Source organism: Streptomyces sp. NPDC042100 (genome assembly GCF_055582325.1).
Map to the genome: position 1 here is coordinate 123,584 of NZ_JBVJDK010000006.1, position 17,407 is coordinate 140,990.

General features: G+C 73.9%; 15 protein-coding genes. 9 read left to right on the forward strand and 6 right to left on the reverse strand.

Annotation, left to right across the window (positions count from 1 at the left end):
* The first annotated feature begins 73 nt into the window (after positions 1-73).
* Positions 74-721, forward strand: coding sequence for a thymidine kinase (locus ACZ6J5_RS15365; protein ID WP_469391558.1), 648 nt, complete (start codon positions 74-76; stop codon positions 719-721).
* Positions 722-734: 13 nt separating this feature from the next.
* Here ACZ6J5_RS15365 and ACZ6J5_RS15370 read toward each other — a convergent pair whose 3' ends face one another.
* Positions 735-1,799 (reverse strand): GlxA family transcriptional regulator, encoded by a 1,065-nt coding sequence (locus ACZ6J5_RS15370; RefSeq protein WP_469391560.1) that lies wholly within the window; start codon positions 1,797-1,799, stop codon positions 735-737.
* A 417-nt stretch (positions 1,800-2,216) separates the two neighbouring features.
* Between ACZ6J5_RS15370 and ACZ6J5_RS15375 the strand changes: the two genes are divergently transcribed.
* From ACZ6J5_RS15375 to ACZ6J5_RS15385, 3 genes are read left to right on the forward strand one after another with little or no spacing between them, the layout of a single operon-like run.
* A complete protein-coding gene (locus tag ACZ6J5_RS15375; RefSeq protein ID WP_469391561.1) occupies positions 2,217-4,976 on the forward strand; it encodes a YfhO family protein in 2,760 nt (919 codons plus the stop codon).
* A 57-nt stretch (positions 4,977-5,033) separates the two neighbouring features.
* Positions 5,034-5,999: a glycosyltransferase family 2 protein gene (locus ACZ6J5_RS15380; protein WP_469391563.1), complete on the forward strand. Its 966-nt coding sequence runs from the start codon at positions 5,034-5,036 to the stop codon at positions 5,997-5,999.
* Between the two features lie 3 nt (positions 6,000-6,002).
* Positions 6,003-7,277, forward strand: coding sequence for a polysialyltransferase family glycosyltransferase (locus tag ACZ6J5_RS15385; protein ID WP_469391565.1), 1,275 nt, complete (start codon positions 6,003-6,005; stop codon positions 7,275-7,277).
* A 30-nt stretch (positions 7,278-7,307) separates the two neighbouring features.
* Here ACZ6J5_RS15385 and ACZ6J5_RS15390 read toward each other — a convergent pair whose 3' ends face one another.
* Positions 7,308-8,108 (reverse strand): VOC family protein, encoded by an 801-nt coding sequence (locus tag ACZ6J5_RS15390; RefSeq protein ID WP_469391567.1) that lies wholly within the window; start codon positions 8,106-8,108, stop codon positions 7,308-7,310.
* Positions 8,109-8,318: 210 nt separating this feature from the next.
* On the opposite strand from ACZ6J5_RS15390, the gene ACZ6J5_RS15395 reads away from it, so the two are divergent.
* Positions 8,319-9,146, forward strand: a complete 828-nt coding sequence (locus ACZ6J5_RS15395; RefSeq protein WP_469391569.1) for a sulfurtransferase — start codon at positions 8,319-8,321, stop codon at positions 9,144-9,146.
* Positions 9,147-9,222: 76 nt separating this feature from the next.
* On the opposite strand, the gene sepH is transcribed toward ACZ6J5_RS15395, so the two are convergent.
* Complete coding sequence (sepH, locus tag ACZ6J5_RS15400) at positions 9,223-10,275, reverse strand: septation protein SepH (RefSeq protein WP_469391571.1); 1,053 nt, start codon at positions 10,273-10,275, stop codon at positions 9,223-9,225.
* 454 nt (positions 10,276-10,729) lie between these two features.
* On the opposite strand from sepH, the gene ACZ6J5_RS15405 reads away from it, so the two are divergent.
* Positions 10,730-11,488: a hypothetical protein gene (locus tag ACZ6J5_RS15405; protein ID WP_469391572.1), complete on the forward strand. Its 759-nt coding sequence runs from the start codon at positions 10,730-10,732 to the stop codon at positions 11,486-11,488.
* A 3-nt stretch (positions 11,489-11,491) separates the two neighbouring features.
* Here the strand turns inward: ACZ6J5_RS15405 and ACZ6J5_RS15410 are convergent, their stop codons facing one another.
* Positions 11,492-12,835, reverse strand: a complete 1,344-nt coding sequence (locus tag ACZ6J5_RS15410; protein ID WP_469391574.1) for a D-arabinono-1,4-lactone oxidase — start codon at positions 12,833-12,835, stop codon at positions 11,492-11,494.
* Positions 12,771-14,036 (reverse strand): MFS transporter, encoded by a 1,266-nt coding sequence (locus tag ACZ6J5_RS15415; RefSeq protein WP_469391576.1) that lies wholly within the window; start codon positions 14,034-14,036, stop codon positions 12,771-12,773. The genes ACZ6J5_RS15410 and ACZ6J5_RS15415 overlap by 65 nt, the downstream gene beginning before the upstream one ends.
* Positions 14,037-14,196: 160 nt before the next feature.
* Between ACZ6J5_RS15415 and ACZ6J5_RS15420 the strand changes: the two genes are divergently transcribed.
* Together ACZ6J5_RS15420 and ACZ6J5_RS15425 are read left to right on the forward strand one after the other, a co-directional pair.
* Positions 14,197-15,324, forward strand: a complete 1,128-nt coding sequence (locus ACZ6J5_RS15420) for a ferrochelatase (RefSeq protein ID WP_469391578.1) — start codon at positions 14,197-14,199, stop codon at positions 15,322-15,324.
* 35 nt (positions 15,325-15,359) lie between these two features.
* Positions 15,360-16,160: an inositol monophosphatase family protein gene (locus ACZ6J5_RS15425; protein WP_469392150.1), complete on the forward strand. Its 801-nt coding sequence runs from the start codon at positions 15,360-15,362 to the stop codon at positions 16,158-16,160.
* A 69-nt stretch (positions 16,161-16,229) separates the two neighbouring features.
* Here the strand turns inward: ACZ6J5_RS15425 and ACZ6J5_RS15430 are convergent, their stop codons facing one another.
* Entirely contained in the window at positions 16,230-16,403 is a 174-nt protein-coding gene (locus ACZ6J5_RS15430) for a hypothetical protein (protein ID WP_469391580.1), read from the reverse strand.
* A 348-nt stretch (positions 16,404-16,751) separates the two neighbouring features.
* On the opposite strand from ACZ6J5_RS15430, the gene ACZ6J5_RS15435 reads away from it, so the two are divergent.
* Complete coding sequence (locus ACZ6J5_RS15435; protein ID WP_403798905.1) at positions 16,752-17,405, forward strand: response regulator transcription factor; 654 nt, start codon at positions 16,752-16,754, stop codon at positions 17,403-17,405.
* Positions 17,406-17,407: the final 2 nt, after the last annotated feature.

Sequence of the window (17,407 nt, forward strand, 5' to 3'; positions counted from 1 at the left end):
GGACCCCGCCACGACCGACCGCCCGCACGCCCCCGTCGCCTCGCCCCCTGACCCGAAAGGTCCCCGACCTCCCATGCCCGAGCTGGTGTTCTTCTCCGGAACGATGGACTGCGGAAAGAGCACCCTCGCTCTTCAGATCGAACACAACCGGTCCGCGCGCGGGCTCCAGGGCATGATCTTCACCCGGGACGACCGGGCCGGCGAGGGCAAGCTCTCCTCACGGCTCGGCCTGGTCACCGACGCCGTCGAGGCGGCCGAGGGCTTCGACTTCTACGCGTACCTCGTCGCCCACCTGTCCAAGGGCGGGCGCTGCGACTACGCCATCGCGGACGAGGCGCAGTTCCTCGCGCCCGAGCAGATCGACCAGCTCGCCCGGGTCGTCGACGACCTCGAACTCGACGTCTTCGCCTTCGGCATCACCACCGACTTCCGCTCCAAGCTCTTCCCCGGCTCCCAGCGGCTCGTCGAGCTCGCCGACCGGGTCGAGGTCCTCCAGGTCGAGGCCCTCTGCTGGTGCGGCGCCCGGGCCACCCACAACGCGCGCACCGTCGGCGGCGAGATGGTCGTCGAGGGCGCCCAGGTCGTCGTCGGCGACGTCAACGCGGGGGACCAGGTCGGCTACGAGGTGCTGTGCCGCCGCCATCACCGCCGCCGGATGACGGCCTCGTCCGCCCGCGCGGCCACGCTCTCCCCGGACGTCCTGCCCGTCCCGCAGGGCTGACCGCGCCCGCCGCTCAGCCCCCGGCCGAGACGGAGTCGGGGGCAGGTGCCGAAGCAGGGGCCGAGGCGGGCACGGCGCCCGCGCCGCCGCCGGGCACGGCACGGAACCGGCGCCGGTACTCCATCGGTGTCGTGTCGAGGCGCCGGCGGAACGCCCGGATCAGGGTGTCCGTCGTGCCGAACCCGCACAGCGTCGTGATCCGTTCGAGCGTGGCGTCGGTGGATTCCAGCTGGTGGCGCGCCCGCTCGACCCGCGCCGACTCCACGTACGCGCTCGGCGTCATGCCCAGCTCCGCCTTGAAGATGCGGGTGAGCTGACGCTCGCTGACATGGGCGGTCGCCGCCAGGTCCGCCAGGGTCAGCGGCTCGCCGAGGTGGCGCGTGATGTGGTGGCGCAGGTCCTCGATCCGCCGCGTCGTGGAGACCGGTTCGAGCGGCACGCTGAACTGGCTCTGCCCGCTGGGCCGCTTCAGGTACATCACGAGCTGGCGGGCCACCCGCAGTGCCACCGTCTCCCCGAAGTCGTCGGCCACCAGGGCCAGGGACAGGTCGAGACAGGAGCTGATCCCCGCGCCCGTCCACACGTCGCCGTCCCGGATGAAGATCGGGTCGGCGTCGACCTCGACCTCCGGGTGCTCGGCGGCGAGCTGCCCCGCCGTCGACCAGTGGGTGGTGGCCCGCTTGCCGTCCAGCAGCCCGGCCGCCGCGAGGATGTGTGCCCCGACGCACACCGACGTCACCCGCCGGGTCCGCTCCGCGAGCCTCCGCACCCACGCCACGACGCCCGGATCGACCAAGGCGCGGACCCGCCGCCGCTCGTCCGTCTCGACCGAACCGGGCACCAGCAGCGTGTCGATGGCGCGCCCGGCCAGCTCCTCGAAGGTGATGTCGGGGAGGACCCGCACCCCGGCGGAGGTGGTGACGGGGGCCGTCGACTCGGCGGCCAGCAGCACCTGATAGCCCGTCGCCCCGTCGGTCTCGCGCCGCAGCAGGGCGAAGACCTCCGGAGGGCCGGTGACGTCGAGCAGGTCGACGCCCTCGAAGAGGACGATGACGACGAGTCGTCCGGCGCTGCCCATGGTGTCTCCGTCCGAGGGGGGGCGGGCGAGCCCGATGCCTGCGGGCCCGCTCGATGTCCGGATCCGCATGTTAGGCGACGTCACCGACATCGAGCGGGCCGGCCCCGATGCCGTCGCCGGTGCCGTCGCCAGTCCGCCCGCCGGTGCCGCCACCGGTCCGGCCACCGGTCCGGCCGCCCGTCCGGCCGCCCGTCCGGCCGCCCGTCCGGCCGCCCGTCCGGCCGCCGGTCCGGTCGCCGGTCCGGCCGCCGGTCCGGTCGCCGGTGTCGGCGCGCGCACCGGCTGTTCACCTGAGGTGCGCCCGGGGACCCCCTCCCGCTCGGGCGCGGGTCGTACGCCTCGGCGGTAATGCGTCTCTACGCCGATGCCGATCAGGCCCCGTAGCCCGCCCGGCCGAGCCCGCCCCCTGGAGGACGTGTGCCACCCGCTGCCGAGACCGCGCCCGCCCCGTCCCGGCCGAGGCTCCGGGCGGCGACCGGCGCGGCCCTCCTCGCCGGACTGCTGTTCTGCCTCGCCGGGGCGCTCGCGGGCAGCCACCCCTTCGGCCCCCGGACCCGCAACATCGTCGACCTCGGGCAGCAGTACCTGCCCTTCCACGTGTACTGGCGCAAGCTGCTGCTCGGCGAGACCCACGGCGACCTCTTCCTCAACTGGTCCTCGGGCTTCGGCGCCAACTTCCTCGGCGACTTCGGCACGTACCTGAGCAGCCCCTTCGACCTGCTCGTCCTGCTCTTCCCGGCCGACCGGCCCGAACTCGCCCTGTACGTCATCACCGCCGCCAAGATCGCCGCCGCGGCCGCGGGCATGGCGGCCCTGCTGCTCACCCTGCGGCGCGGCCCCTGGCCGGTGGCGGCCGTGCTCGGCACCGCGTACGCGCTCTCCGGCTGGACCTTCAACTACGGCGCCACCGTGCCCATGTGGCTGGACGGGCTCGCGGCCTTCCCGCTGCTGTGCCTGGTGGGGGAGTGGGCACGGCGCGGACGCCGCCCGGTGCTCGGGCCGCTGGTGGTGGCCCTCGCCTGGTTCGCCAACTTCTACACCGCGTACATGGCGACCATCGGCGCCGCCGTCGTCCTGGCCGTACGCCTTCTGACGACGAATCCGGAGCCGTCCGGTCCGGGAACGGTCGACCGGGACTCGTCCGGTCCGGTAGCGGCCGATCCGGAGCCGTCCGGTCCGGCCGCAGCCGATCCGACGCCCGGCACCGAGGCCGCCCCGCGCGGGCCCCGCCATCCCCGCCTCGCCGCCCTCCTCCGTGCCGCCCGCGGCGTGCTCATCGGGATCGGGCTGGCCGCCCCGCTCGTCGTCGTCATCTTCTTCGCCACCCGGGTCGCCGACCCGACCCCGCCCACCGCCTTCGTCCCCGCCGACTGGACCGACGTCCTGGCCCGCCTGCTGCCGGCCACGGCGAGCGTGGCGACCCCGGCGCTGTTCATCGGCACGCCCGCCCTCGCGCTCGCGCTCACGCTCCCGTTCAACCGCGCGGTCGCCGCCCGCGTGCGCGCCGGATGGACGGGCGCGACCGTCCTGGTCACGCTCTCCCTCCAGTGGGAGCCCACCCATCTGCTCTGGCACGCCGGGGCCTCGCCCAACGGCATCCCGTACCGCCAGACCTTCGTCCTGTGCGGGCTGCTGCTGATCGCCGCCTGGCTGTCGACCGCCCAGGGCCTGCCCCGGCCCGCCGCGCTCCTCTGCGGCGGCGCCCTGCTCGCGGGCGCCGCGTGGGCCGCCCGCGGCAGCGCGGACATCGACCGCTGGACGTACCCCGCCGTCGCCACGGCCGGCGCCCTCGCCGTCCTCGCCGCCGGGGCGGCCCTGCTCGGCGCCCGCCGAGGCGGGCGGCTGCTGCCCGCCCTCGCGGTCCTCCTCCTGCTCGCCGCGCAGGCGGGCGAGACCCTCGTGACCGGCAAGCGCGTCGAGGAGCAGCAGCTCGCCAAGGTCTCCTGGGCGCCGAGGCTCGGCCCCTGGCACACCGACACGGCCCGTGCCGTCGCCGAGAAGGACGCCTGGCCGCGCCACCGCACCGAGCCCGGCGAGGTCCCCGGTGGCAACGACGTCCTGCTCGTCGGCGGCGAGGGCGCCGACTACTACAGCAGCCTCACCTCCGACACGTACTCCCGCACCCTCGCCGGGCTCGGCTTCGGCTACTACGCCAAGGGGCGGCACCCGGTCGGCCTCGACAACCCGGTCACCGACGCGATCTTCTCCGTCGGCAGCCGCGTCCGCTCGACTCCCGAGGGCCCCCTGGCCGTCGACCGGCTGCCCCGGGCCGACGTGACCGCCGCCGACAGCCCCGTACCGCCCCTCGTCACCGTCCACCCCGCCGCCCCGGACACGCCGCCCCAGGGGGACGCCGACTCCGCCTTCGCCCGTCAGGAACGACTCCTGGGCCACACCGTGTACGAGGTCCCCGACGTCAGCCGCACGGGTACCGGTACGGGCACGGGCACGGCTCCGGGTACCGGCACCGGCCCTGGCACCGACCCCGGTACCGGAAAGGGCACCGGCCCCGGCACCCCCCTCACCCTCACCGCGCGCTGCCCCGCCGGCTCCCAGGTCTGGCTCTGGGCACCCGAATATCAGGGCTCCGCCGCCCTCGGCGGGCGCCCGGCCGTCTCCTTCGCCGGGAAGCTGCCCTCCGTCCTCGCCCCGATGCGGGCGCTCGGCACCGTCCCCGGCACGGGCGAGGTCCGCGTGGCCCTGAAGCCCGAGGCGGGCACCCGTCCCACGCTGCCCGCGCGGGCCGTCGGCTGCCTCGTGCCCGAGCGCCTGGCCGCCGCCGTGCGGCAGCTCACCGCCACCGGCGCCACCGCCGTCCGCACCACCGGCCACACCCTCACCGCCGAGCTGCCGCCCGGCAGCACCGGCACCGCCGTCCTCGCCGTGCCCCGGATCTCCGGCTGGCGCTGCGCCGCGGGCGACGCGCCCCTCGCCCCCGCGCGCGGCCGCCTCGGCCTCGTCGCCGTCCCGCTCGACGGCCGGGCCACCTCCGTGACCTGCTCCTTCCGGCCGCCGGGGGTCAGGCTCGGCGGCGCCGTCGGCGTGACCGCCCTCGCCGCGCTCCTGGCGACGGCATGGCTCCACCGGCGGCGGCGACGCACCCGCGAACCCGCAGGACCGCAAGAGTTCACCGCCCGTGCACACGAGGCTCGTCCGGCCGAGAAAAGCGCTGTCTAACCTGTCTGCTCTGCCCGCCAGTACCTGTACACGCGTACGCGAGTTGGGAATTCCCGAGTGCCGAAGCTGTCCGTCGTCGTGCCCTTCCACAATGTCGGGCCCTATGCTCCCGACACCCTGCGCAGTCTCGCGGACAACGCGGACGCGGACACGGAATTCCTGCTGGTCGACGACCATTCCACGGACGAGACGTCCGATCTCCTCGACCGCTGGAAGGGCCGCATTCCGCAGGCCAGAGTCATTCGCCACGAGACCAATCTCGGCGTCGCGCAGGCACGCAACACCGGAATCGACGCGGCCACCGGCGACTACCTCACCTTCCTCGACGGCGACGACTGGTACGCCCCCGGCCACCTGGCCGCCATGCGAGCCGGCATCCACCGCCTGGGCTGCGATTTCGCCCGCACCGACCATGTCCTGTCCACCGACCGCACCCGGCAGATCCGCTATGCCCCGGCGAAGGCGCGCGACACCGTCATGGACCCCAGGGACGGCATCGCACCGGCCAGCATGGTGACGATGGTCGACTATCCGTTCGTCCCCTTCGGCATTTACAGCTCCCGCCTGTTCGAAAACGGCGCCTCGCGTTTCGAGACGAAACTCCGGACCGCCGAGGACCGTCTCTGGATCTGGCGTCTGCACCTCACTGCCCGCACCTATGCCGCGCTTTCCCTGCACGGCGTCTTCTACCGGCGCGGAGTCACCACCTCGCTCACCCAGATCACCGACAACCGGCAGCTCGATTTCATCCCCTCGTACGATCTGCTGCTCGAAGAGGTCGCCCGTGACCGGGACGCCGACCGCTTTCTCCCGAAGGCCGTCCGCACCTACTGCGCGATGATCGCCTTCCACATGGCCAAGTCCGACCAGTACGAGCCGGCGGTGGCCAAGCGGCTCCGGCGCGACGTCACCGACGCCCTGCGCCGGATGCCGCGCCAGGTCCTCGACGGGACCCTCGCGACCATGGACACCCCCCGCGCCACCCTCCTCAGGAGCCTGCGCGACACCGGAAAGGCCGCCTGAGCCATGCCGTCCACCGACCGGGTCCAGATCTTCCAGGCGTCCACGCTGTACGGGGCCGCCACCGTCGCCGCCGCGATCGACGCCGGGCTGTTCGGCGCCCCCGGCGGCGCCCGCCGTCTCCTGCTCGTCTCGAACAACGCGGAGATCCCCGAGACCGCCCTGCGCCTCGACGAGATGACCGGCTACGACCGGATCGCCGCCCGCTTCGACGGGACCCTCGACTGGAACGAGGCGATCCACCCGCACCACCCCAGCTCCTGGGCGCCCCGCCCCGAGGAGTCCCCGCTGTGGCAGCGGGTCTTCCGCACCGCCTGGGGCCTGGGCACCGCCACCGTCGAGCTCGTCGTCGAGTCGATCCAGGTCAACCCGGCCAAGGCGCTCGCCGCCGTCTTCGCCGAGAGTGCCGTCCAGGTCTACGCGGACGGCCTCATGAGCTACGGCCCCACCCGCGACGAACTGCCCCAGTCCATCGCCTGCCGGGTCCGCCGCGTCCTCCACCTCGACCTGGTGCCCGGACTGCGCCCGCTGCTGCTCACCGAGTACGGGGTAGGGGCCGAGCTCGTCCCCGACGACGCCTTCCGCGCGGTGCTGCGCGAGATCGCCGAGGCCGCCGCCGACGACCCCCGGCTCGCCGCCGCGTCGGCGGCCGCGCCGACCGCCCTGCTGCTCGGCCAGTACCTCGCCGTCCTCGGCATCCTCACCGCCGAAGAGGAGGAGGAGCTGCACGCGCGGATGCTGCGCGGCGCGGCGGCGGCCGGACACCGCGGCGTCGTCTTCAAACCGCACCCGACCGCCCCGGCCCGCTACTCCCGGGCCCTGCACGAGGAGGCCGCCCGCGCGGGCGTCGCCCTCACCGTCCTGGACGGCCCTCTGCTCGCCGAGACCTTCTACGAGCGCTGCCGTCCACACCTCGTCGTGGGATGTTTCTCGACCGCGATGCTGACCGCCGCCGTCTACTACGGCGTCCCCGTCGCCCGGGTGGGCACGGAGACGGTCCTGGCGCGCCTGACCCCGTACGAGAACAGCAACCGGATCCCGCTGACGATCGTCGACCACCTCGTGCCCGACCTGGAGGGCGGCGCCCCGCCCGGGGTCCCCGGGACCACGCCCGGCACCCTCGCCCCGCTGGTCCGGGCGGTCGGCTACTGCATGCGCCCGACCGCGCACCCCGGGCTGCGCGAGGAGACGGTCCGCCGCCTGGAGCGGCACGCCGAGGCGCACCACTTCCCGGCGGACCGCCTGGCGGAGCTCGGCCTGCGCGTCCCGGCGGCGCGATAGGGCCTGTCCGACCCTGATCCACCGGACCGGCTAGCCGGCCGGAGCGCCTCCGGAGGCGTCCTCGTCCGGCGACCGCACCAGCGTGAACACCGCGCCCTCGGGGTCGGCCACCACCGCCAGCCGCCCCGCCGTGCCCTCGTGCGGCGGGCGCACCACCTGGCCGCCGAGCTCGGTGACCAGCCGGGCCGACGCGTCCACGTCGGCGACCTCGAAGTACGTCATCCAGTGCGCGCCCCGGTCGCGGGGCAGGGCGTCGCCCACGCCGTGCAGGGCGGCGACCGGGCGTCCGTCGAGGCGGAGCGTCAGGCGGTCGGCGTCGGCCGGGGCCACGGGCTCCGTCTCGTACCCGAAGATCGTCCCGTAGAACTTCGCGACCGATCCCGTCTCGTACGTCAGGAGCTCGTTCCAGACGGGGGTCCCGGGCGGGCCCGCCGTGGTGGTGCCCAGGTGGGCCCCGGCCTGCCAGACGCCGAAGACGGCGCCGGCCGGATCGGAGCAGAGCACCATGCGCCCCGCCTCGCCCGCGTCCAGCGGGCCGACCGCGACGGTGCCGCCGCAGCAGCGGATGCTCTCCGCGGTCTCGTCGGCGTCGTCGGTGGCCAGATAGGTGGTCCAGGCGATCGGGAGATGCCGGTCCGGGGGCAGCTGGCCGATCCCGGCCACCTCCCGGCCGTCGAGCAGCGCGCGCACATAGGGGCCGAGCTGCTGCGGACCGGGTGCGAACTCCCAGTCGAACAGCGCTCCGTAGAATTCCCGCGTCGCGTCAAGTCCATGCACCATCAGGCTCACCCAACAGGGTGTACCGGGTGTGCGCCGAGTCGCCTCGGTCATCGTCTTCGTCTCCTCGCCAGTGGCCGTACGAGGTGGGTCCGGCGGGCCGCACAGCGGCTCCCCGGCGGGTCCTGCCCGCCGTCCGCCCGTCGTACACCCGGGCAGGTCGTGCGTCCCGTGCCGATGGTCGCACCACGCGGCCGGCCGCGCGCCCCGGCGAATCCGCGCGAGGGGCGTTCTCAGGGGGTGGGCTGCGCGAGGATGGCCCCCATGAAGCCCATCATCTCCGCAAGCGAACTCGTGAGCGAGTCGGCCGGGGCCGTGCCCCCGGTCCTCCTGGACGTCCGCTGGACCCTCGGCGGCCCGCCCGGACGCCCCGAGTACGAGGCCGGACACCTCCCCGGCGCCGTCTACGTGGACCTGGACGCCGAGCTCGCCGGCCCGCCCGGGCGCGGCGGCAGGCACCCGCTGCCGGACGTCGCCGCCTTCGGCGCCGTGATGCGCCGCGCGGGTGTCTCGGCGGACCGGCCTGTCGTCGTCTACGACAGCGGTCTCGGCTGGGGCGCGGCCCGCGCGTGGTGGCTGCTGCGCTGGGCGGGTCACCCGGACGTGCGGGTCCTGGACGGCGGCCTGGCCGCCTGGACGGGGGAGCTGTCCAAGGACACGCCGACGCCCGAGGAGGGCGACTTCACGCCCGCTCCCGGGGCCCTCGGGCTGCTCGACGCGGACGCCGCCGCCTCCCTGGCACGCGCGGGTCTGCTCCTGGACGCCCGCGCGGGGGAGCGGTACCGGGGAGACGTGGAGCCCATCGACCGGGTCGGCGGGCACATCCCGGGCGCGGTCTCGGCCCCGACGACGGAGAACGTCGGCGCCGACGGGCGCTTCCTGCCCTCGGAGGCCCTCAACGCCCGCTTCACGGCCCTGGGCGCCGCCGAGGCCCCCGAGGTCGCGGTGTACTGCGGTTCGGGCGTCTCCGGCGCCCATGAGGTGCTCGCCCTGGAGATCGCGGGCTTCCGCGCCGGGCTCTACGCCGGCTCGTGGTCCGAGTGGTCGGCCGACCCGGCCCGCCCGGTGGCCACGGGGCCGGATCCGCGGTAGCGGCCGCCTGCGCGGGAAGGCGAAAGGGGCCCGCGCCGTCGGAACGGCGCGGGCCCCTCTCCCGTACGCGAGCTTGTCAGTCCTGCTTCTTGCGCCGGGTGCCGAAGACGATCTCGTCCCAGCTCGGGACCGCCGCGCGGCGACCCGGCCGGACACCGTCCGCCTCGGCCTGCCGGTCGGTGGTGCCGGTGAGCCGGTCGCGGTGACCGGAGACCGCGCGGGGCATCAGGACGTCGGCGTAGGCCGAGCCCGCGCCCGCGGAGGCCGCGGGAGCCTGCGGCTCCTCCGTCTCGATCTCGTCGGACGGCTCCGTGTCGGCCGGCTCGGGCACGACCATGTCGCCGCGGAAGCTCGGGACCGCCTCCAGGAGACTGGTCAGGGAGTCGCGCTCCTCCTCCGGCTCGGGCACCGGAACGGGACGCTCCATCTGGCGGTCGAGCGCGCGGTCCAGCGGCCGGTCCCGGGGCAGCCGGGCGATCCGAGGGACGAAGGGGAAGCTCGGCTCCGGCACCGCGGCGAGGGTGTCGTCGGTCTCGCCGATCAGCGCCCGCGCCTCGTCGTCCACGGCCTGCACGAGCCGCCGGGGCGGGTCGTACGTCCAGCTGGCCGTGTGCACCTCGCCCGCGACCCGGTACACGAGCAGCACCTCCCAGGTGCCGTCGTCACGGCGCCAGGAGTCCCACTGCGCGGTGTCCTTCTCGGCACCGCGCAGCAGCAGGCGCTCCTGCACCGCCTCGCCGAGCTGGGGTCCGGTGTTCTCGCCGGGACGGCGGACCGGGGTCTTGCGGGCCCGCTCGGCCATGAACGCGCGCTCGGCGAGCACCGGGCCCTCGAAGCGCCGGACCCGGTCGACGGGAATGCCGGCGAGCTGTGCGACCTCCTCCGCGGACGCACCCGCACGTATCCGTGCCTGGATGTCGCGGGGGCGGAGGTGGCTCTCCACCTCGATCTCGATCTGACCGAGGCGCGCGCGGTCGTTGCGCACGGCGGCACGCAGCCGCTCGTCGATCGGAAGCGTGTACTCCGTGCTGTCAGCAGCCTTCAGCACCAGTCGTGTGCCGTCGTTCGAGACGGCCACGACACGCAGTTCGGGCATGGGAACCTCCCGGGTGGTGCCTGCCGACGTCACGTGCGTCGCTGCTTCCGCTAGTCGAGTGTGGCCTGCCCGGGTGCAGCCTGCCACAACCCTGCCGAGTTGCCCGGCGTGTCGGGCCTGGACCCTGGAACGCCGCTGTGACACGGTTGCCTTTTCGCCACCCAGAGTGACAGGTCGTCACGCTGCGTCGCGGGCGTCCGTGCGGTGCCGTGGCGCCGCCGGTTCGAGTGCCACCTGCGGCCCCCTTCCGTCGATTCCGGACACCCATGGGGGAATCCGGACCCAGGGCTCGCCACAGTACTCCATTCGGGCCACCGGGGTGGACCGGCGCGCCGCCCAACTTTGCGGGCGGTACGGGAGTTGAGTCTCCGCGATCTTCCGGCGTGCGTGTCCCTCTTCACAGAAGCACCAGAAACGGAACTAATCCCTTCGTGCATATGTCCCTTCTGGGTGCATGGTGGAACGAATGAACAAGCAGGGGTTGGACATGCGCGAGAGGCTGGCATCGGGTGAAGCGGCCACGGAGGAGAAGAAACGATTCGACCTGAGTCTGGCTCAGGTCGCGGGAAGCGCCGTCGCGGCGGTGGTCGCCGCCAAGCTCGCGTCCACGCTCGGTGTCTACGGCACGATCCTCGGCGCCGGCGTGATCAGCGTCATCGCGACCTGCGGCGGACCCCTCCTCCAGCACGTCTTCAAGCGCACGGGCCAGCAGATGCGGGAGGCCACCGCCGCGACCAAGCCCAAGGGGCAGCCGCTTCCCGAGGCGTACGGCCAGGAGGAGTACAGCGAGGAGTTCGGCGCGCCGACCACCCATGGCACCCGGGTCCGCGGCTGGAAGCGCTCGGCCGTCGGCGCCGCCGCGGTCTTCCTGCTGGCGATGGGCGGCATCACCGTCTACGAGCTGACCTCCGGTCAGGATCTCAGCGGCACCAAGGGCACCACGACCTTCGGCTCCGTGGTCCGCAACGACGGCGGCGGCAAGGGCGAGGACCGGTCCGACCCTGCGGGCACCCCGTCCTCGACGCCGAGCGGCGGCGGGCGCCAGGAGGAGAAGGGCGGCGGGACCCCGACCCCGGGCGCCACCCCGTCGGGTCCGGCCACCCCGGACCCCACGCCCACCCCCACGCCCTCGCGGTCGACCGAGCCCACCGGTGGCGACACCACCCCGCCCCCGACGACGCCGCCGACCACCCCGCCCACCGTGCCGCCGACCGCCCAGGACTCGGCGACCGGCGGTACCGGCTGAGCGTCAGTCGCCCAGGACCCGGCGCAGGTAGTCGTTGCCGAAGCGCCGGTCCGGGTCGAGCCGGTCGCGCAGTGCCGTGAACTCGGCGAAGCGCGGATAGGCCTTCTCGAAGTAGGCGGCGTTCCGGGTGTGGACCTTGCCCCAGTGCGGCCGGCCGCCGTGCGCGGTCATGATGCGCTCCACCGCGGTGAAGTACGCGCGGTGGGGCGTCCCCTTGTAGAGGTGGACCGCGATGTACGCCGACTCCCGGTCCGACGCGGTCGACAGCGCGATGTCGTCGGCGGGGGCGGTCCGCACCTCCACCGGGAAGCTCACCTTCAGCGGCGAGCGCTCCACCATCGCCTTCAGCTCGCGCAGCGCCGAGACCGCCGCCCCGCGCGGGAGCGCGTATTCCATCTCCAGGAAGCGCACCCGGCGCGGCGAGGTGAACACCTTGTACGGGATGTCGGTGTACGTACGGGCCGACAGCGCGCGGCTGGAGACCTTCGCGATCGACGGGATCAGCGGCGGCACCGCGCGGCCCACGGCGCAGGCGACCTGGAAGACGCCGTTGGAGAGCAGCTCGTCCTCGACCCAGCCGCTCAGCCTCCCGGGCGGGGCGACGGGGCCCGTACCGCGGTTGTTGCGCTTGGTGTTGCAGTTGTCCGTGTGGGGGAACCAGTAGAACTCGAAGTGCTCGTTCTCCGCGTGGAGCGCGTCGAACTCCGCGGTGACCCGGTCGAAGGACATCGGCTCCTCCCGCGCGGTGAGCAGGAAGACCGGCTCGACGGCGAAGGTGAGGGCGGTGATCACCCCGAGGGCGCCGAGGCCGATCCGGGCGGCGGCGAAGACCTCGGGGTTCTCCGTGGCGGAGCAGGTCATCAGGCGCCCGTCGGCGGTGACCAGTTCGAGCGCGCGGATCTGCGCGGCGATAGAGGCCGAGTCGCGCCCGGTGCCGTGGGTGCCCGTGGAGGTGGCCCCGGCGACCGTCTGCTCCATGATGTCGCCCATGTTCGTGAGCGACAGGCCCTCCCGGGCCAGCGCCACGTTGAGCCGCTTCAGCGGGGTGCCCGACTCCACGGTGACGGTCATCGCCTCGCGGTCGATCCGGCGGATCCCGGTGAGCAGATGGGGCCGGATCAGCACCCCGTCGGTCGCCGCGATCGAGGTGAAGGAGTGGCCGGTGCCGACCGTCTTCACCCGCAGGCCGTCCTCGGCCGCCGCGCGGACGGCGTCGGCGAGCTCCTCGGCCGAGGCCGGGCTCACCTCCCGCACCGGACGGGAGGCGACGTTCCCCGCCCAGTTACGCCAGGTGCCGCTCGTCGGCCCGCTGTTCCCCCAGTGCCGTGTCGTGCTGCTCTCGCCCACTCTGCCCCTCCCGCGTCGGCACCGGCTTGCGCAGCCGGCGGTAGCCGAGGAGCGCCACCGCGACCGCGAGCGCACCCGAGGCGACGGGCACCACGTACCCCGCCTTCGCGCCCGAGGCGTCGACCACCCAGCCGGCGGCCGAGGAGCCGAGCGCCACGCCGATCGCGAGGCCGGTCCCCGTCCAGGTCATGCCCTCGGTCAGCTGGGCGCGCGGTACGTGCGCTTCGACGAGGGCCATGGTGGTCACCATCGTCGGCGCGATGGAGAGGCCCGCGACAAAGAGCGCCACGGCCAGCAACGGCAGGTTCCCGGCCAGTAGGAGGGGGATCATACTCACGGCCATCGCGCACACGCCCACGAGCCAGCGCAGCGACGGATCGCCCTTGAGGTGGAGCAGGCCGAAGACGGCGCCGGCGAGGCAGGAACCCAGCGCGTAGACGGCGAGCACCAGGCTCGCGGCGGCCTTCTGGCCGAGCTCGTCGGCGAAGGCCACGGTGACCACGTCGACCGAGCCGAAGATCGCGCCGGTGGCGACGAAGGCGAACGTCAGGACCTGGAGCCCGGGGGAGCGCAGGGCGGAGCCGCCGCCCTGCTCGGTGCGGGGGTGCGGGGCGGGCTCGGTGGCGCGCTGCGCGGTCAGCCAGAAGACGCCGACGGCGAGGAAGACCCCGGCGAGCAGCGGGCCGGCCTCGGGGAACCAGATGGTCGACAGGCCGATGGAGATGATCGGGCCGAAGATGAAGCAGACCTCGTCGACGATCGACTCCCAGGAGTACGCCGTGTGCAGCCGCTGGGCCTCGCCGCGGTAGATGTTCGCCCACCGCGCGCGGGTCATCGCGCCGAGGCTGGGCACGCAGCCGATGAAGGCGGTGAACAGGAACAGCGTCCAGTCCGGCGCCTTCTGCTGGACGCAGAGCAGCAGGCCGCCGGCGGCCACCAGGGAGATGAGGGTGGCGGGGCGCAGCACCCGGCGCTGGCCGTAGCGGTCGACCAGCCGGGAGATCTGCGGGCCGAGCACGGCGGCGGAGCACGCGAGCGTCGCGGACAGCGCGCCGGCGAGCCCGTACCGGCCCGTGACCTGGGAGATCATGGTCACAATGCCGATGCCCATCATGGACAGCGGCATCCGTCCGAAGAAGCCGGCGATGGAGAACATCGTGCTGCCGGGGGCCGCGAAGATCGCGCGATAGGGACTGGGCAAGGGGATCTCCGGGCTTCCGTGGCAGGGCGGCAGACCACACGCGTCGGCTCAACACGTGTAATTAATAGCTAAAGCCTACGGTGTTGAACTGGTCTGGTCACCCCCCTTTCCGGTCGGGGCGCGACTCCGGCTGTCAGCGGCGGGTGGCAGGATCGATGCCATGTCCGACGAGCTCGATCCCGCCCCGTACGACGCCCTGCTGCTGCTCTCCTTCGGTGGTCCCGAGGGCCCGGACGACGTGGTCCCGTTCCTGGAGAACGTGACCCGCGGCCGCGGCATCCCCAAGGAACGGCTGAAGGAAGTGGGGCAGCACTACTTCCTCTTCGGTGGCGTCAGCCCCATCAACGAGCAGAACCGCGCCCTGCTCGACGCCCTGCGCGCGGACTTCGCCGAAGCCGGCCTCGGCCTCCCCGTCTACTGGGGCAACCGGAACTGGGCGCCGTACCTGACCGACACCCTGCGCGAGATGGTCACCGACGGCCGCCGCCACATCGCCGTCCTCGCCACCAGCGCGTACGCCTCGTACTCCGGCTGCCGGCAGTACCGGGAGAATCTGGCCGACTCCCTCGCCGAGCTGGAAGCGGAGGGCCTGCCGCTGCCCCGGGTCGACAAGCTCCGGCACTACTTCAACCACCCCGGCTTCGTCCGCCCCATGGTCGAGGGCGTGCTCGCCTCCCTCGACGCGCTCGACCCGTCCGTCCGCGCGGGCGCCCACCTCGCCTTCACCACGCACTCCATCCCCGACTCCGCCGCCGACAGCTCGGGCCCCGTCGCCGACCACGGCGAGGGCGGCGCCTACGTGAAGCAGCACCTGGACGTGGCCCGGCTGATCGTCGACGCCGTCCGCGAGGAGACCGGCACCGAGCACCCCTGGCAACTCGTGTACCAGTCGCGCAGCGGCGCCCCGCACATCCCCTGGCTGGAACCGGACATCTGCGACCACCTGGAGGAGCTGCACGGCGCCGGGGCGCCCTCGGTCGTCATGGTGCCCATCGGCTTCGTCTCCGACCACATGGAGGTCCTCTACGACCTCGACACCGAGGCCACCGCCAAGGCCGCCGAGCTCGGCCTCCCGGTCCGCCGCTCCGCCACCGTCGGCGCCGACCCCCGCTTCGCGGCGGCCGTCCGCGAGCTCGTCCTGGAGCGTGCCGCGACCGAGCGCGGGCAGCGCGCCGAGCGCTGCGCCCTGGGCGCCCTCGGCCCCTCGCACGACCTCTGCCCGATCGGCTGCTGCCCCGCGCGCGCGGAGCGCGCCGCCGCGGCCGGCGCCGACAGCCCGTACGCCTGAGGAGCCCCGCCGTGACCGAACCGCACGCGTCCCCCGTGACCGACCCGCTGCTGCGGGAGCTGCTCGACGTGGCCCTGGAGGCCGCCCGCCGCGCGGGCGCCCTGCTGCGCGACGGGCGGCCCGACGACCTCGCCGTGGCCAAGACCAAGACCAGCCCCATCGACGTCGTCACCGAGATGGACATCGCCGCCGAGAAGCTGATCACCGGCTTCCTCGCCGAGCGCCGCCCGCAGGACGGCCTCCTCGGCGAGGAAGGCGCCGCCAGCCCCGGTACCAGCGGCATCCGCTGGGTGATCGACCCGCTGGACGGCACCGTGAACTACCTCTACGGCCTGCCGACCTGGGCCGTCTCCATCGCCGCCGAGCGTGACGGCGAGAGCGTCGTCGGCGTCGTCGAGGTGCCGCTGCGCGGCGAGACCTTCCACGCCGTCCTCGGCGGCGGCGCCTGGCTCGGCGACCGGCGGCTCGCCGTCCGGCCCTCCCCGGAGCTCGACCAGGCCCTCGTCGGCACCGGCTTCGCGTACGTCCAGGCCCGCCGCGCCCACCAGGCGGACATCGCCCAGCGGCTCATCCCGCGCGTGCGTGACATCCGCCGCGGCGGCTCGGCGGCGATCGACCTCTGCGACGTCGCCGCCGGACGCCTGGACGCGTACTACGAGCGTGGGCTCAACCCCTGGGACCTGGCCGCGGGCGACCTCATCGCCCGCGAGGCGGGCGCGCTGACCGGCGGCCGCCCGGGGGAGCGGGCGTCCGGGGAGCTGGTGCTGGCCGCATCCGAGGGCGTCTTCGGGCCGCTCCAGGAGTTCCTGGACGAGGCCGGCGCCTGGCACGACTGACCCGCCCCGCGCGGACGCGGAAGGGCCCCCGGAGCCGATCGGCTCCGGGGGCCCTCGCTGTCCGGGGGGTCAGGCGCAGGTCGCGCCGACCTCCACGCCGTGTTCGGCGGCCAGGCGGTGCAGGTCGTCCAGCTCGGCCTGCTCGACGTCCGCGAGGAAGTCGTCGCCCGTCTCACGAGCGCGCGTGAGGTCGGACTGAGCGGCCTTGATGCGGTGCAGCAGGCCCGCGGTGAAAGCGTCCATCGTGCGCCCCCTCGTCGTGGGTCGTGGCACGGGGAGTGCCGGGGGTTGGGCGGATCACACACTGCTACCTCTGGGGGACAGAGAGCGGTAGGTGGCGCGCCACCTACAGGGCGTGATCTCGGGGTGTGCAGTCGTCCTCCCCAGCCCGTTCCGCGCAGAAACCTCAACTGGCCCGGGAATCAGGTGAATTCTTCCCTACCCGGTACGAGCCGCCCGCCCCGCGCGGCACCCGCGCCGCCGTCTTACAGCCGGTTTACGCGCGTTAGGGGCAGGATGGATACGCACAGTCAGTGCGCAGACCCGCCCCGTCCGTGTCCGGATCAGGGCAGCAGGAAAGGACTTACAGACGTGCGCGTACTCGTCGTCGAGGACGAGCAGCTGCTCGCCGATGCGGTGGCCACCGGACTGCGCCGGGAGGCCATGGCCGTCGACGTCGTGTACGACGGCGCCGCGGCCCTGGAGCGCGTCGGGGTGAACGACTACGACGTCGTCGTGCTCGACCGGGACCTCCCGCTCGTGCACGGCGACGACGTCTGCCGGAAGATCGTCGAGCTCGGCATGCCCACCCGCGTCCTGATGCTCACCGCCTCCGGCGACGTCAGCGACCGCGTCGAGGGCCTGGAGCTGGGCGCCGACGACTACCTTCCGAAGCCCTTCGCCTTCACCGAGCTCATCGCGCGCGTGCGGGCCCTCGGCCGGCGCACCACCGTGCCCCTCCCGCCCGTCCTGGAGCGCGCCGGCATCAAGCTCGACCCCAACCGCCGCGAGGTCTTCCGCGACGGCAAGGAGGTCCAGCTCGCGCCCAAGGAGTTCGCCGTCCTGGAGGTCCTGATGCGCAGCGAGGGGGCCGTCGTCTCGGCCGAGCAGCTGCTGGAGAAGGCCTGGGACGAGAACACCGACCCGTTCACCAACGTCGTCCGCGTCACCGTGATGACCCTGCGCCGCAAGCTGGGCGAGCCCCCGGTCATCGTCACCGTCCCCGGCTCCGGCTACCGGATCTGACC

Coding starts and splice junctions, on each gene's coding strand:
- ACZ6J5_RS15365 (WP_469391558.1), top strand. CDS start 74: ATGCCCGAGCTGGTGTTCTTCTCCGGAACGATGGACTGCGGAAAGAGC.
- ACZ6J5_RS15370 (WP_469391560.1), bottom strand. CDS start 1,799: ATGGGCAGCGCCGGACGACTCGTCGTCATCGTCCTCTTCGAGGGCGTC.
- ACZ6J5_RS15385 (WP_469391565.1), top strand. CDS start 6,003: ATGCCGTCCACCGACCGGGTCCAGATCTTCCAGGCGTCCACGCTGTAC.
- ACZ6J5_RS15390 (WP_469391567.1), bottom strand. CDS start 8,108: ATGACCGAGGCGACTCGGCGCACACCCGGTACACCCTGTTGGGTGAGC.
- ACZ6J5_RS15395 (WP_469391569.1), top strand. CDS start 8,319: ATGAAGCCCATCATCTCCGCAAGCGAACTCGTGAGCGAGTCGGCCGGG.
- ACZ6J5_RS15405 (WP_469391572.1), top strand. CDS start 10,730: ATGCGCGAGAGGCTGGCATCGGGTGAAGCGGCCACGGAGGAGAAGAAA.
- ACZ6J5_RS15420 (WP_469391578.1), top strand. CDS start 14,197: ATGTCCGACGAGCTCGATCCCGCCCCGTACGACGCCCTGCTGCTGCTC.
- ACZ6J5_RS15430 (WP_469391580.1), bottom strand. CDS start 16,403: ATGGACGCTTTCACCGCGGGCCTGCTGCACCGCATCAAGGCCGCTCAG.